This is a genomic window from Zhenhengia yiwuensis (assembly GCF_014384995.1).
Lineage (GTDB): Bacteria > Bacillota > Clostridia > Lachnospirales > Cellulosilyticaceae > Zhenhengia > Zhenhengia yiwuensis.
The window spans coordinates 18,160-32,120 of sequence record NZ_JACRSY010000035.1; the positions used below are offsets into that span (position 1 = coordinate 18,160).

At 32.2% G+C, this 13,961-nt stretch carries 13 protein-coding genes; all 13 read left to right on the top strand.

The annotated features are described in order from the left end of the window. The first annotated feature begins 383 nt into the window (after nt 1-383). The 13 genes from H8718_RS16125 (at nt 384) to H8718_RS16185 (ending at nt 13,534) form a co-directional block, all read left to right on the top strand. The gene (locus H8718_RS16125) at nt 384-1,304 is read left to right on the top strand and encodes a hypothetical protein (RefSeq protein WP_249333752.1); all 921 of its coding nucleotides are present in this window, start codon (nt 384-386) and stop codon (nt 1,302-1,304) included. A 14-nt stretch (nt 1,305-1,318) separates the two neighbouring features. Beyond that, complete coding sequence (locus H8718_RS16130) at nt 1,319-2,503, top strand: toprim domain-containing protein (RefSeq protein ID WP_249333754.1); 1,185 nt, start codon at nt 1,319-1,321, stop codon at nt 2,501-2,503. 61 nt (nt 2,504-2,564) lie between these two features. Next, on the top strand, nt 2,565-3,626 hold the full coding sequence (locus H8718_RS16135; protein ID WP_249333756.1) for a DnaB-like helicase C-terminal domain-containing protein: 1,062 nt from the start codon (nt 2,565-2,567) through the stop codon (nt 3,624-3,626). 279 nt (nt 3,627-3,905) lie between these two features. Next, the gene (locus H8718_RS16140) at nt 3,906-4,796 is read left to right on the top strand and encodes a hypothetical protein (protein WP_249333758.1); all 891 of its coding nucleotides are present in this window, start codon (nt 3,906-3,908) and stop codon (nt 4,794-4,796) included. A 704-nt stretch (nt 4,797-5,500) separates the two neighbouring features. Then, nucleotides 5,501-6,424, top strand: coding sequence for an amidoligase family protein (locus tag H8718_RS16145; protein WP_249333759.1), 924 nt, complete (start codon nt 5,501-5,503; stop codon nt 6,422-6,424). Between the two features lie 25 nt (nt 6,425-6,449). Beyond that, nucleotides 6,450-6,947 (top strand): gamma-glutamylcyclotransferase family protein, encoded by a 498-nt coding sequence (locus H8718_RS16150; protein WP_249333760.1) that lies wholly within the window; start codon nt 6,450-6,452, stop codon nt 6,945-6,947. Between the two features lie 131 nt (nt 6,948-7,078). Then, entirely contained in the window at nt 7,079-7,954 is an 876-nt protein-coding gene (locus H8718_RS16155) for a hypothetical protein (RefSeq protein ID WP_249333761.1), read from the top strand. Nucleotides 7,955-8,291: 337 nt separating this feature from the next. Then, a complete protein-coding gene (locus H8718_RS16160; RefSeq protein WP_249333762.1) occupies nt 8,292-8,891 on the top strand; it encodes a recombinase family protein in 600 nt (199 codons plus the stop codon). A gap of 224 nt (nt 8,892-9,115) precedes the next feature. After that, nucleotides 9,116-9,271: a hypothetical protein gene (locus H8718_RS16165; RefSeq protein ID WP_249333763.1), complete on the top strand. Its 156-nt coding sequence runs from the start codon at nt 9,116-9,118 to the stop codon at nt 9,269-9,271. 68 nt (nt 9,272-9,339) lie between these two features. After that, entirely contained in the window at nt 9,340-10,950 is a 1,611-nt protein-coding gene (locus tag H8718_RS16170; protein WP_249333764.1) for a recombinase family protein, read from the top strand. Between the two features lie 350 nt (nt 10,951-11,300). After that, nucleotides 11,301-11,660 (top strand): helix-turn-helix domain-containing protein, encoded by a 360-nt coding sequence (locus tag H8718_RS16175; RefSeq protein WP_249333765.1) that lies wholly within the window; start codon nt 11,301-11,303, stop codon nt 11,658-11,660. Nucleotides 11,661-11,782: 122 nt separating this feature from the next. Next, complete coding sequence (locus H8718_RS16180; protein ID WP_249333767.1) at nt 11,783-12,970, top strand: erythromycin esterase family protein; 1,188 nt, start codon at nt 11,783-11,785, stop codon at nt 12,968-12,970. A 189-nt stretch (nt 12,971-13,159) separates the two neighbouring features. After that, nucleotides 13,160-13,534: a nuclear transport factor 2 family protein gene (locus H8718_RS16185; RefSeq protein WP_249333768.1), complete on the top strand. Its 375-nt coding sequence runs from the start codon at nt 13,160-13,162 to the stop codon at nt 13,532-13,534. Nucleotides 13,535-13,961: the final 427 nt, after the last annotated feature.

Genomic DNA, 13,961 nt, shown 5'->3' on the forward strand with positions numbered 1-13,961 from the left:
TGCTAATTTAAAAGTCTCAAGTAAAATAAAAATAAAATATTTAAAGATTATACATATTTTTTCTAAAAATAGAAGGAGTGAAAAATATATTGATATGTAGGGAAGTTGAAGTATTAAGGAAATGATGTTTAAGGAGGTGTGGATTAGATATTTAAAAATAAAAAATACAAATTTAAAAAAATTTTTGTAAAGCTAAAATTTGTGGATATCTAAAAAAAGTATAGGATATTAGGCAATTTTGGCAGGATGTACAAAAAAAAGCTGTGTATAACTTAAGGGTAAACTGTTTGGAAAAATAAAAAAAGCACTTGAGTATGCATATTTAGTATATGAGTGTAACTTAATAAGTTACAAAGATTAAATATTAGTAGGAGGCTATAAAAATGCATAAAGAAAAGTTTGTAGTCATCTCAAAGAAGAACTATAGAGATGCACTACGTCCAACATTATCAACAGAAGATAGTGAAGCAGTTCTATTAAATTTAAAGGAAGGTGAGAAGTACAAGCTGGTAGATAACGCCTTATATAAGGAAGGAACTCGTTTACTAGATAAAGACATACTTAAGATAAGTGTAAATTGGGTTATTAATAAACCTTTAAAACATAATACTTTACTGTATGTTTTATATTCGTACTTGTTCTTGTTCTGTAGAGAGGATATTGAAAATCAAGAGGAAGTTGTAGTAGATTTGCAAAGGCTTTGTAAATATATGGGTATTGCAAGTGATGCAAAGTCATATGAGATGGGTGCTAAATTAAAGAGTTTTGAGCCAGTATTAGGTTTCATAGCTGGTAAGGGGGTATACAGACTATTAGAAATTATAAAAGTAGAAAAAAATAAGATAAGTATTAAAACACCATATTTTCACAGACTAGTGAATGTGCTTATTGCTAAAGAAAATATGTCAGCTCAAAAATACTATCATACGACCCTAGTCTTACCAAAGATGTTCTCTGATAAAAATCAAATGGCGATTTTAATTGCAGTTGAGTTGGCAGTATTGACGGCAACAATGGTTCAGAAAGGAAAGAGGATTACAGCATATGCACCTAAAAGAGGAATAAGAGGTGAAGTTCTCATCTGTCGGATACCTGAACTTCGAGAGTTTGTTAGGGAAGAAAGTAGGCCTGTGAGTAGTAAAAATCGTAAGTTGAAAAGAGCTTTTGAAAGAGCATACGACTTATATAGTAATTGTACAGAGTGCTACCTACGTTATGAATCACTTGAAATTACTAGAACTATTCCAACTCTTAAAACTCTAGATAGGCATGTAATCATTACTTGTGAAAAGATAGAACAATAAGGAGGAAAATTCGAATGAATAAAGAAGTAAACTGGGTTCTGAAATTAATAGAGGCAGTGGAAAAATTAGAGAAAGGGCAGTTAATAGGATATATACCTATTAAAAGAGAAGAAATAGAATATTGGCTTATGCAAGAAAAACAATTAATACAAAAGAAAGATGCAGAAGCTTTAAAGTTTTTGAGAAATGACATTAAACAATTACTTCTTCAAAAGTTTGAGGAAGTAATGATATTAGCAGGTATTGACTTAAATTCAAATTTAAGATGTGCATATCATAATGATACGCATCCATCAATGCACTATTACAAGAATACAAAGAAGATGTTTTGTTTTGTTTGTAGTGAAGGAAAATGTAAAGATGGATTTGACATACTAAAAGATTTATGGAGTATGGAAAATTGCGGATTTTACCAGTTGCGTGACCGTGTTATTGAGTTGCTGAGTGAGAAATTGAATGACTCCAAAGCGTTGAATAAACCTAAAGCATTTTATAAACTGATGAGCAATATATACAAAGATGCTATACATGACCCTGATGCTGTTAAGTTTTTGATAGCAAAAGGGTTAATGGCAAAGTCTATCCAAAAGTATGATATCAGAGTTTGGGAATACAAGACAAATAAGTATATATGCTTGCATTGCGAAGGTAAGTTTTGGATTAGAAAACCTATCAAAGTAGGACAGTATAAGTTCTGGAATCCAAAGGGGGTTAATGTTGAAGTATTCAATACTAAAGCGCTGAAAGAACAAAAAGAAACTGTGTTTGTGGTAGAATCTGGAATTGATGCAATACTTGTAGAGCAATGTGGTTTTGGAGCAATTTCTATTAATGGAGCTGAGAATGCGTCATGTTTGATTAGATATTTAGAAAAGAATCCTCATTGTACAAGTAAGTTTATTATACTTGCTGACAATGATGATGCAGGGAAGAAAATGGGTGTTATGTTAGGACAAACGTTAGCTATTAAAGACAAGTTAGTTTATGTACATAACTATAATCAAGGGATATTAGATGGAACTGAATTCTTAGATAAGTTCAAAGATTTCGGTGAAGTGTACCTTGCAGATAAGGAAAAGGCAACGAAAGCATTAGAAGTATTAGTTTTTCAGGCTAATAATTATTTTGAAAATCAATCACAAACTAATTTATTAGCGGGATTTACAGGCGTTTTAAAGGGCAAAACTGAAAATAATTAAAAAATAATAAAGTTACCCCAAAGATAACTTTTGGGGTAACTCATAAAAGGAGGCATTAAAGATGAATAACAGATTAGAAGAACTAGAGGAGAATAAAGAAATTCATTGTAGTGAGCAAACAAAGCAAAAAATAAATGAGCTGAAATTATTAAATGTTGGTCATAAAATAGAAGATTTTCTAGAAGATATACGAAGAGAAGATAGAAACCTTCCAACAGGTATTACGGAGCTTGATGAAATACTTGGTGGGGGGATAAAAGTAGGAGGAATTACAACTATTGCATCAAGAACCACATGTGGGAAGTCAACGTTGGCTTTAAAAATAGCAATAAACTTAAGTGAGAAAGGAGAACAAGTAATTTTTTATACAAATGACGACAGTATAGAACAACTCTTTTTAAAAGGAATAAGTTTAGTAAGTTTTGAATTGTTTGATAAACAAGGTGCTTATACTGTACAGGATATAAGAAATTATATTTGTGGAAGGGTACCAATGGATGATAAATTTTATCATCTCATTGAAGAATATAAATATATAACAAAAAATTTAAGGTTAATTGATACAAAGGATATCCTAATGGAATCTAAAGGTGCAGATTTATCTAATGATAAAAGTACTACTTATGTAGACGACCACATAGAGTATTTAAGAAAAGAAATAGAACATTACTCAGATGTGCAAATTAAACCAGTTATAATATTAGACTATTTACAAAACATTCGTGTGGGACAAGGTTTGATGGAAAAAGCACAAGCAGACTTTGCGATGAGAGAATTGAAACAATTAGCTATTGGTTCTGACTTACCAATTATACTGATTTCTAGTATTAGTCGTATGCACTACGAGAAAAAGATGTGCATACAAGCACTAAAAGAAAGTGGTAGCATAGAGTATGGAAGTGACATGATTATCGGTATACACTTTGCGGATATAGAAAATAATGAGTTTTCATTTGAAAAAGCAAAAAAATCAGATGTATGGAATATGGAACTCGTCTTACTAAAAAATAAACTAGGACAAGCTGATAAAACAATTCCTGTAGATTTCTATGCAAAATATAATTCCTTTGGGTCATCCACTAAATACATTAAAACGAAAATTAATAAAAAGTTATTTAAATAAAAAGGTAATTTTAGAGATATAAATTATTAAAAGCTGTCTAATGTTTTATATTTAGTGTGGTTAAATTAATTTATAATATGAAACCATCCTATGTACGAATCAATGTATTGGACATTTCAAAAATAGAGTTATTAGATAAGTAACCAGTTAAGACAGCTGTAATAGCTGTCTTTTCCTATTTATATAGGGGGTAGAACTATAAATATAAATGACGCATTGTAAAATGGACATTTAATTATATTATTTCAAGTAAAAAATAATTAGTTAGGAGTGATATAGATGTTTCCAATAAGTGAAAAAGTCAAACGAGCATACAGTTGGTTAAATCGGGAGACAACGATCGAACAATGTCTAGACGTTCCTGCTCATCTCAACTTGTATCACATTGCTCATAAGAATGGGATTTTGATTGATTTTCTAAAACCATCAGGGTGTCATTGTTCTAGGCCATTGAGTCAAATAGCAGGGTTAAGTAACTCACCTATGAATATTGAAATGGCTCAGGTTCAACAGGAGATATTAAAAAGTTTTGGTTTACCTTTAAGTCATGACTTTTATAACTTGCATCTGAATAACCTGATAGTGAGTTATCTGCTTTATAGTTCTGTATGTTATGTACAGAGTGAGGGCGTTAATGGCCTTGATAGCTACTATGTTACGAAACAGGTAGCGATTATTGAGGGGTTAAAACCCTTTATTAATTCTAAGGACATCGCTAAATTAAATAAAGGCTATTTCGATGACCGTTACAAAACGACCCTATCTGAACTGACAGAGTCTAAACATAAAGTGATAACAATTCGAACTGATGCTGATGGGTATCATCTAGGTAAAGGCATTTTTTATAGTAATAGTAAAAATAATGCGATATATCCTGCATATGTCCTTAGGGGTTATAAAAAAGCGTTACTTGGGGTTCTTAAACGCAGAGTTATTCGTATTAGTTGTTTAGATAGTTCAGGTGGAGATATTAAGTTTGTGACAACACTCAATGGTGATGCTATATGTAGCTGGTTACAAATATCAGATATGAATCAATGTCAACCTATATGGAGACAAGTTGAGGGGTCATATTGTGAGGCGAATCTCACACTTCCTAATCTCGACACTAGGAATGAGTTTGTAACTATTAACCTATTGCACATTTTTAATGTGCAAATTCTCCCTTAATAGAGATAAAACCTAAAATAAATTTCACCTTATATTAAATAGACAAGAAGATATTCATAAAAAATAAAATCCTAGAGTTAAACGACAGACAGTATGCAATGCATAAAAAAGATAACACAATAAAATAATAAACAAAGACTAATTATTATAACAAGTGCTAAGGAATCTGTACATATAAGGGGATAATATCTAGGTTATACTACTATTTCTTTTGGAATTGGTATAAATAAATTAATCAGGATAAAAAGTTAGGATAATATCTGTCAAGTTATTTTATCCTAACTTTTTTATATTTTTTAGGGGTTAAAAAGGGTTTTATTCTAATTTTAGTCGCTAAGAATGCGTTTTGTTAGAATAAGCTTTGTCTTAGGTTGGCGTGGTTATGAAAAGAGATAACACAATATTTCTGGCACCTATATTTTCTAACGTGATAAAAAGTAAGTCTAATAAAGTAAGAGCACTAAATTCATCTAAAAAAAGAAGGATTTTAGAGCAAATTTTTTTGAAAGGCATAAAAATAGCTTACTCATAATGTAAATAAACCTGTGAATAGTGTCTTATAAAAAGCATATAAACTAGACTGATAAACTCTCAGAGAAATTGGAGTTGACAACCTTGAAGAAGAGAGTAAGAATACACAACACCAGATAAATTCTAAGACCATTTTTTAAACTTCTCAAATGTAAAAGAAGGGAAGTGAAAAAATGGATTATCATGACTTGAGGTTCGGAATTGAAATTGAATGTACAGGAGCTACAAGGTTTACGGTTGCTAAAACAATAGCTCAGTTTTTTGGAACAGGCTTAGAGAATGTTAACCGCACACTTGATAATTATGATACGTATGAGATAAAAGACCCTCAACATAGAACTTGGAAAGTCATGCGTGATGCATCTATTCTTACACAGCAAATTCAAGGTAACACACGAGTAAGTGCTGATGGGAGTTACTCTGTAGAAGTTGTATCACCTATATTGGGGTATGAGAATATACCTACTTTGCAAGAGCTTATTAGGACTATTCGTAGAGTAGGGGGATTTGTAAATAGTAGCTGTGGGATACACATTCATGTTTCAGCAGATGCATTTGATGCAAAACACCTAAGATTTCTTTGTAATACAGTATATAGCAAACAAAATCTAATCTATAAGGCTCTTGGGGTAAAGCAGATAAGAGGTAGGTATTGCAAAAAGCTAGATGAAAAATTTATTGATAAATTGCATCAAAAGAAACCAGTAAGCTTTTTTGATATGGCAGAGATATGGTATTCACAAACGTGTGATAGTGACTGGCAAAGAAGATATAATGAATCACGCTATCATATTTTAAATTTACATCCTTTGTTAAGTGGCAGACAACAATCTATAGAGTATAGATGTTTTAATAGCACACTACATGCAGGTGAAATTAAAGCTTATATTCAATTCTCTTTACTTCTTACAGCAAGTGCACTTAATGCAACAAGTGCGTCTAGGAAGGTAACAGTTCCGACTACTGCAAATGACAAGTATGCTTTTAGGGTATGGCTTTTAAAACTTGGGATGATTGGTGATGAATTTAAGACAGCAAGATTACATTTATTGAAAAATTTGACAGGAAATATTGCATGGAGAGATAGATTATCTTAATTAAATTAAAATGGAGGAAATGATAATGAAAAAAAGAAGACTGTATGCAGCCTATGGTTCAAATATGAATCTTGAACAGATGGCAAGAAGATGTCCAACTGCAAAAGTGATTAAGTATGGTTTTATTGAAGGATATAAACTCATATTTCGAGGCGCACCCAATAATGCATATGCTACTATAGAACCTACAGAAGTAGAAGATAGGTATGGGGCAACAAAGGTAGTTGTGTGGGAGGTTCAAGAGTCTGATGAGCAAGCTCTAGATAGATATGAGGGGTATCCAGTTTTTTATAGAAAAGAATACATGCAAGTACATACCTTTGAAGATGAATATATAGATGATGTGATGGTCTATGTCATGAATGAAGATTTGCGTAAAGAAGTAAATCTTCCAAGTCAGCAATACTATGAAATAATACGTAAAGGGTATGGTCAAAATAATCTAGGAGTAAATTTATTAACGATAGCATATAGTAGAACAGCAAAAGTGGTGGAAGCAAGAGAAAGAGATGCTAAAAAATAAGAAAATTAGAGGTATGAGTTTCTTAATAGGAGGCTCATACCTTTTAATTATTTAGGAATTTTTTAAAAAATTACAGAGAAATTTTTAAACGGAAGAATATATTAATTAAACAACGAAAGGAGACATCACATATGGTTGAAAATTTTAATAAGAAGATATTCCTAGAATATAGACAATGTAAACTTACAGAAGGTTATTATTGTAACAATGGATTTCTTAATTATTTATGTAAAGCAGTACAGCAATCAGGAAAGTTTATTACCCTACTTCCTTATTTTACTATGAAGTGGATTGGTGATATGAAGTGGGTTCAATCAGGGAATCTCTATGATGAAGTTGCACTTATGGAGTACAAACAATTAGTGAGATTAGGTTTGGATTTACAAACAGACTCATTTCGAACACATACCAAAGAGTTAGTAGCAAGTTACTTGCTCAATACTGGGTTATGCTATATTAGGATACTTCATGAGGGTTCTTGGGGAAATTATTCCGAATCATTTTTTGCTACTAAAAATGAATGTATCCTAGAAGATATAGAAACTTATTTAGAGGAGTCATTTGATAACAAAAAATGGGCACAGCAACTTCAGGTTACAGAGGTAGAGGTTGAAAGAGGTTTGTTTCAAGCAGTTAGACTAGATACTTCCACTAAAGGTTTAAAAATAAGAATGGTGGAACTCGATATAAAGGATAAAAATATTATTATTTTACCAATGTTTGTGGTAGATGGGGTAGTTAGCTATCTTGTGAATTTACTCAAGTCAAGAGAGGTTTTAATTAAGTACAAAATAGGGACTTCTTATGAAATCTTACATACAAGTTTAAGAGAAGATGTGTTAATGAAGTGGGTACATGAAAAAGAGAAGGTTGTAGCCTTCCAAGAAAATACAAGTGACGGAAAAGATTTAGGTAATGTAGTGTTGCCTAAGCTAGGTATATGGGGTAATGAAACAAGGATTATTTCGATTTTTGATATTCTAGAAATCAAAATTCTTAATGAATAGAATAAAAATATTACTTTTTTATAGGGCGTTCAAATTTAAGCTACGTTAAAGCTTAAAGAGTAGGGGGTATTACTATAAGGCTAAGGGGCTAAAGGCTTAACCAAAGGCTTTTACGTTTGTAAAAAATCGTATAAATCCACTAGAAGCTTTTATAGTCTGTCTAGTGGATTTTTATTAATCAAGTAGGTTAAAACAATCATTTGATTTCGTTGTCATTCTAGTACGGGTCAAAAATAAAGGTTTCAAAGGTAAAAGAAGTAAGAATATGTTGAAGAAATAATAACTACCCTTTTGTTTACAAAATAGTAGTTATTTTAATAAAAAGGAGTTTGTATTTATGGAAGTATATGGATATGCAAGATGTAGTACAGACGAAAATAGACAGGATATAAATAGACAGAAGAGAGAACTTAAACAGCTTGGAGTACTAAGTGAGGAAAACATGTACTGGGAGTATGAGAGTGGTACAAAGGCTGATAGAGTTGAACTTAATAAGCTCTTAACTAAGATAGAACGAGGTGATACTATTGTAACTACAGAGGTTTCTCGTATTACAAGAAGCACAAGACAATTATGTGAAATTATAGAATTAGCACAACGCAAGCAGATTAAATTAATTATTGGAGCATTTGTTGTTGATTGTACAAGAGGTCAGCTTGACCCTATGACAGAAGGTATGCTCAAAATGATGGGAGTTTTTGCAGAGATGGAAAGGAATATGATAAGTCAACGTGTTAAAAGTGGTATGGCTCATGCTAGGGCAAAAGGTAAGTCAATAGGTAGACCAAAGGTTACTATAGACAGATTACCTAGTAGCTTTATAAAGCATTATCCAAAGTATAAGATGAAGCAAATCAATCAGTTAGAGTTAGCTAGATTGTGTAACTGTAGTAGGCAATCGGTTAGTAAGTATATAAAAATATATAACGGTATGTAAAAAATACTAAAACACATAAATCGTTAAAAATAGCAGTTAAGGTTTTTGGTTCGTATAAGTATACGAGATTTAAAAACTTAAACTGCTTTTTTTTATGTTTTTTACTGTTTGTAAAAATGAGGTAACTGTAATGAAAAATAAAATTAGGTAATGAAATAAGAGGTTGCTGATAGGGAGTATCAGAAATTAATTCTGAAATTTAAGTAAGGGGGTACTAATATATCATGCTAAATAGCTTAGAAGACATATTAGTAAGTGAAGAGGATATTCAGGACAGAGTACTAACTGAATTTGCTCAAGAACTATTAAAAGGCATTCAGCAACTAACAGATACATATGGGAAAGAAGTATTATTACAGAAAATACGAGAAATAGATTAAAAAACTCGACACTTTTGTACATAAGTACGCTATAATACCCACACTAAACAGCGTAAGGAGGAAGCAATATGGTGGAAGAAAAAGATATAAAAAAGGTTGTTGTGTATACTAGAGTATCAACTACAGAACAAGCAGAGGAAGGCTATAGCTTGGAAAATCAAGAGAGGGAATGTCGAGCGTATTGTGAGATTAGAGGTTATGAAGTTGTAGGAGTATACTCTGATAGGGGTATCTCTGCTAAAGATATTAAAAATCGACCAGGGCTGATAGAGGCTCTAAGAACTATACGAAATAAAGAAGTGCAGGGTATTGTGGTGTGGAAGATGAGCCGATTAAGTAGAAATGCTGCAGATACGGCTAATATTATTGAGATGGTAAAAAAACATAATGGAGCTATTATTGGTGTAAAGGATTCTATCAGTACAGTAGGAGGATTTAGTACAGCAATGGTAACAATAAGTGGTGTTTTTGCAGAGATGGAAAGAGAAAGTATTATTACTCAAGTTAAGGGGGGGATGCGTGAAAAAGCTCGTAAAGGTGAATGGAATGGAGGAATGGTTCCATTAGGCTATGAATTAGTAGATAAAAAATTAGTTATTCAACCACAGCAAGCAGAATTAATTGTTCGTATATTTAATAGTTACTTGAAGGGGGCAGGCTACAAAACAATAGCTAAAGAATTGAATGAAGAGGGGTACAAGACCAAAAAAGGAATGTTATTCAGTGGGAACAGTATAAAACTGATACTAACCAATATAACCTATGCAGGTAAAATTAGGTGGGGGAAATTGAACAATTGGTCATATGAGGATGAAAATGGTTCTAGAAAAAGACAGTATAGTGATAATGTAATAGAGGCTGATGGGATACATGAAGCTATTATACCGATGAAAGTGTATAATAAAGTACAGGAGATGATAGCAACAAATCCTCGCCATCATGTGAAGCAGTTTAAAGGGGACCATATAATTAGTGGATTATTACGTTGTCCGAAATGTGGGTATGGTATGTCAGTTCAACCTAAAAAAGTGAAAGGGAAAGTGTATTGGTATTATGAATGTGGTCAGTACATTAATAAAAAAGCTGGTTGTAAACCTAATCTTGTACCTAAAGAGCAGATTGAGGAACAGTTTTATGATGTATTTGAAAGAATTGTCAATGACCCTAAGTTTAGTGGTAAAATTTTAGATGGGTTGAGTAATACAAGTTATCAAATAAAAAATAAAAGACAAATTGAAAAAAATACTCAACAAGAGATAAATGGGTTAAAAAAGAAACAAGGTAAGCTAATAGACGAATTACTAGAGGGAGATGAATTATACAAGCAAGCAATACGCAGTAAGATACAGGAAGTTAACGTGCAAATTAGTGAAAAACAAGAAAAATTACAAAAGATAGTTAGACAGATAGAAGGGTTGGAAAAAGAAACAATCAATCTAGAAGAAGTTTCAGAAATTTTAAGGTCAGTAGGTAAGGTACTCAAATTGATGCCAAAAGATACTCAGAGAAAGATTGTGACTAAATTAATATCAAAAATAGAAGTGGAAGAAAAAAGTATTAAAGCTATCCACTTTAACTTTTCTGATAGTTTTAGTATAAGTGAAGATACGGTGAACCTTACCACAAATAAATGTGCCCCTTTTTTAGGTTTAATGAGTGTAAGGAATAAAAGTGGTTAGTAGTAGTGAGATGTAAAAAAGGTTGGAGCATAGACCATATCATACAGCGAAAATATTTTTAAATGCAAGTTCATATTCAGAGGAAGTGTCCAATAAGGATGCTTCTTCTTTTTATTTGCGACAAAATTTATGGGGGAGAAAGATAAGATTGAAAGTTGTGATATAATTAGGGAAAAGTTTAAAACAGATATTTGTTGAGTGGAAATTATTTATATATTCTTTATGTCCTTTTAATCATAAAATAGTGCTATTTTACATTTGCAACCGAAGTGCAACTGAAAATAGCGTGATAGTTGGTGGTGTTAACCAAAAAATATTGGTATAGTAAACCCAAGAAAGGAGTTGATAGTATGAAACTTGATTTTTTAGGAGTAGCCATTTTTGGCGGAATACTTCTTATTGGACTGACAGTGATAATATGTTTTATCGGTGTAGGTCTACTTATCATGAAAGCACTAATTAAATATATCAAATCAGGAGATGTTAGAAAAGAAAAGTCAAGCATCAGAAAATCTCTTGGTGAAGTTTTAAAACAGCATCGATCAGACTGTAATATGACTCAAGAGTTTGTTGCCGAGGCAATAGGTGTAAGCAGGCAAGCAGTATCCAAATGGGAGAATGGAACATCTGACCCAAGCACCTCTAATTTAATTGCACTTGCCAAATTATTCGAAATTTCTGCTGAAGAACTATTACACGAAGTGCAATAAACAGGATAGGCGTGACATAGGGAAATTTATATCAAATATAAGAGGAAATATCATTTATGAAAAAAAGAACAAAACACTCTAAGATATGGTGTATAGTGTTTGGACTATTAGGAGTAATAGTTTTGATAGTACTCATATTTATGCACTTCGGTGGCTTTAGTACAGGAGAAAATGCAAATCCAGAAGAGTTTGTCAAATATGCACAATCGGTGGAAGATATCACCGTACCAGAAAATGCAAAAATAATAGCTTTGGGAGAGGCTACACACGGGAATGTAGAATTCCAACAGCTTAAGCTTGATGTGTTCAAGCAGATGGTGGAAAATTATGGCGTAAGAGCACTTGTGCTTGAGGGCGACTATGGTGGCTGTGAGCAAGTAAATCGATACATACATGGTGGCCAAGGAACTGCTCAAGAGGCAGCGGCAGCTATTGGTTTTGACATATACCGCACAGATGAGATGGCTGAGCTTATTTCGTATATGCGACAGTACAATGACAATGTCTCGGATGATTTAGATTTGCGTTTCTATGGTTTTGATATGCAAAGATATGCATATAATTTTCAATTCTTAAATGAAGCCTGCAAGGAACAGGGAATAGATACTAAGATTTTACAACAACTTATGGATGGTGAAGACTGGAATAGTGAATTTGATTACCCGACTCGAATAGAAATCATAACACAAATTAAAAATGAACTTAAGAGTAAGAAAGATTCTGCTCAAGCAATACATTTTGCAGATATGCTATTGCAATATTGTGAACTTCAAGTCATAACAGACACAGAGGGCAGTACATTAAGAGATAGATTCATGGCTGAGAATGTCCAATGGATCTTACAGCAAGAGCAACAGAGGGGTTGCGAACGTATCTTTGTTACGGGGCATAACAGTCATGTAGCTAAATGGGGTAGCTTTGATTCTATGGGCAAGTTGCTTTCAAGTGAAATAGACAATGATTACTATGTAATAGGCACAGATTTTTATAGAACTCGTTGTAATATGCCAACCAACTCCTCTACAAAGCGTACAAATCAAGTATTTTACTCCCATAATCCATTGGCTAAAACAGCAAAAATGGCTGGATTAGATATTTGTTGGTTAGATTTTGCAGATATACCTGAGAATTCAGAGCTATATGAACTGATTTCGCAATACACCTATATGGGTACTCTTGGAGAAGGTTATTCTTGGTTTATGCGTCTTCTTCCTCCAAGTTACCGAATGTTTCAACCACCTGCTGTACTTTACGATAGTATGATATTTGTAGCAGATGCAACCCCCACTAAAATAATCACAGAAAAATAAAGAGGTATGAGCCTAATGCAAAGTTAGTAGTGGAGGATTAAATCAATAAAATCGTTAATCTTTTGATTGAAATAGGACTTAGAGTAGTGTTATATGGTAGTGATATGTTTGCAACAGTACAAAAAGGGCGCATATGCAATTAGCACGGCGAATGGTACTAAAAATAAGTGATAGAAGAGAGGGATTAATATGAATGATGGTATAGAAGTAGAAGAACTTATACTCACATTAGAAGAAAGACTACTTAATCCTGAAGTACGATGTTCAAAGCAGCAACTAGAAGAATTATTAGATGGAGAATTTGTAGAATTCTGTAGTTCAGGCAATATATATATTTATGATAAAGATAAAGTAATAGATACTCAAATAAATTTAGAAGTGCATAATTGGAGGATATTAGATTTTAAAATAAAATGGATTAGTAAAGAATGTATTTTAGCAACTTATATGCTTGTTAAATATAGTATGGAAACCAAGAAATATTCTTTACGAAGCTCTATATGGAGAAAACAAGACCTAAAATGGAAGATGATTTTTCATCAAGGAACAAAAATAAATGAATAAATATTTGATATAGTGGGGGTAAAATTCTACTAAGAATGTTATACTATAACTATATAAAAAATACTTAGGATCTGTTAACTACTAAGCATTTCTAAAGTGAGATGTTTGCTTTATTTTAGAGCTATTGGAATGAATAACTATTTAGAAAAGACGCTACTTCTTGGAGGATGGAGTGTCTTTTTTATTTTTTTCAAAATGAAGTTTAAAAACTTTTAAAGTAAGCGGTTAATAGTAAGCGGTTAATAACTGAGTATATTTCCATACTTCCTTATTAATGAGATAATTACTCCAAGACATTCATTGTTTTGGAGTCTTTTACTCTAACTCTATTTGAAATAAGGAGGTACTCTTATTGAGAAAGACCAGTCAAGAAAAAATAAATCTTTGGACATCACGTATTATGGAGTGTCGTAAAAGTGGTCTTCCT

Excerpts from the sequence above, each read along its gene's own strand:
- H8718_RS16125 (WP_249333752.1), top strand. The coding sequence starts at position 384 with ATGCATAAAGAAAAGTTTGTAGTCATCTCAAAGAAGAACTATAGAGAT.
- H8718_RS16130 (WP_249333754.1), top strand. The coding sequence starts at position 1,319 with ATGAATAAAGAAGTAAACTGGGTTCTGAAATTAATAGAGGCAGTGGAA.
- H8718_RS16135 (WP_249333756.1), top strand. The coding sequence starts at position 2,565 with ATGAATAACAGATTAGAAGAACTAGAGGAGAATAAAGAAATTCATTGT.
- H8718_RS16140 (WP_249333758.1), top strand. The coding sequence starts at position 3,906 with ATGTTTCCAATAAGTGAAAAAGTCAAACGAGCATACAGTTGGTTAAAT.
- H8718_RS16145 (WP_249333759.1), top strand. The coding sequence starts at position 5,501 with ATGGATTATCATGACTTGAGGTTCGGAATTGAAATTGAATGTACAGGA.
- H8718_RS16150 (WP_249333760.1), top strand. The coding sequence starts at position 6,450 with ATGAAAAAAAGAAGACTGTATGCAGCCTATGGTTCAAATATGAATCTT.
- H8718_RS16155 (WP_249333761.1), top strand. The coding sequence starts at position 7,079 with ATGGTTGAAAATTTTAATAAGAAGATATTCCTAGAATATAGACAATGT.
- H8718_RS16160 (WP_249333762.1), top strand. The coding sequence starts at position 8,292 with ATGGAAGTATATGGATATGCAAGATGTAGTACAGACGAAAATAGACAG.
- H8718_RS16165 (WP_249333763.1), top strand. The coding sequence starts at position 9,116 with ATGCTAAATAGCTTAGAAGACATATTAGTAAGTGAAGAGGATATTCAG.
- H8718_RS16170 (WP_249333764.1), top strand. The coding sequence starts at position 9,340 with ATGGTGGAAGAAAAAGATATAAAAAAGGTTGTTGTGTATACTAGAGTA.
- H8718_RS16175 (WP_249333765.1), top strand. The coding sequence starts at position 11,301 with ATGAAACTTGATTTTTTAGGAGTAGCCATTTTTGGCGGAATACTTCTT.
- H8718_RS16185 (WP_249333768.1), top strand. The coding sequence starts at position 13,160 with ATGAATGATGGTATAGAAGTAGAAGAACTTATACTCACATTAGAAGAA.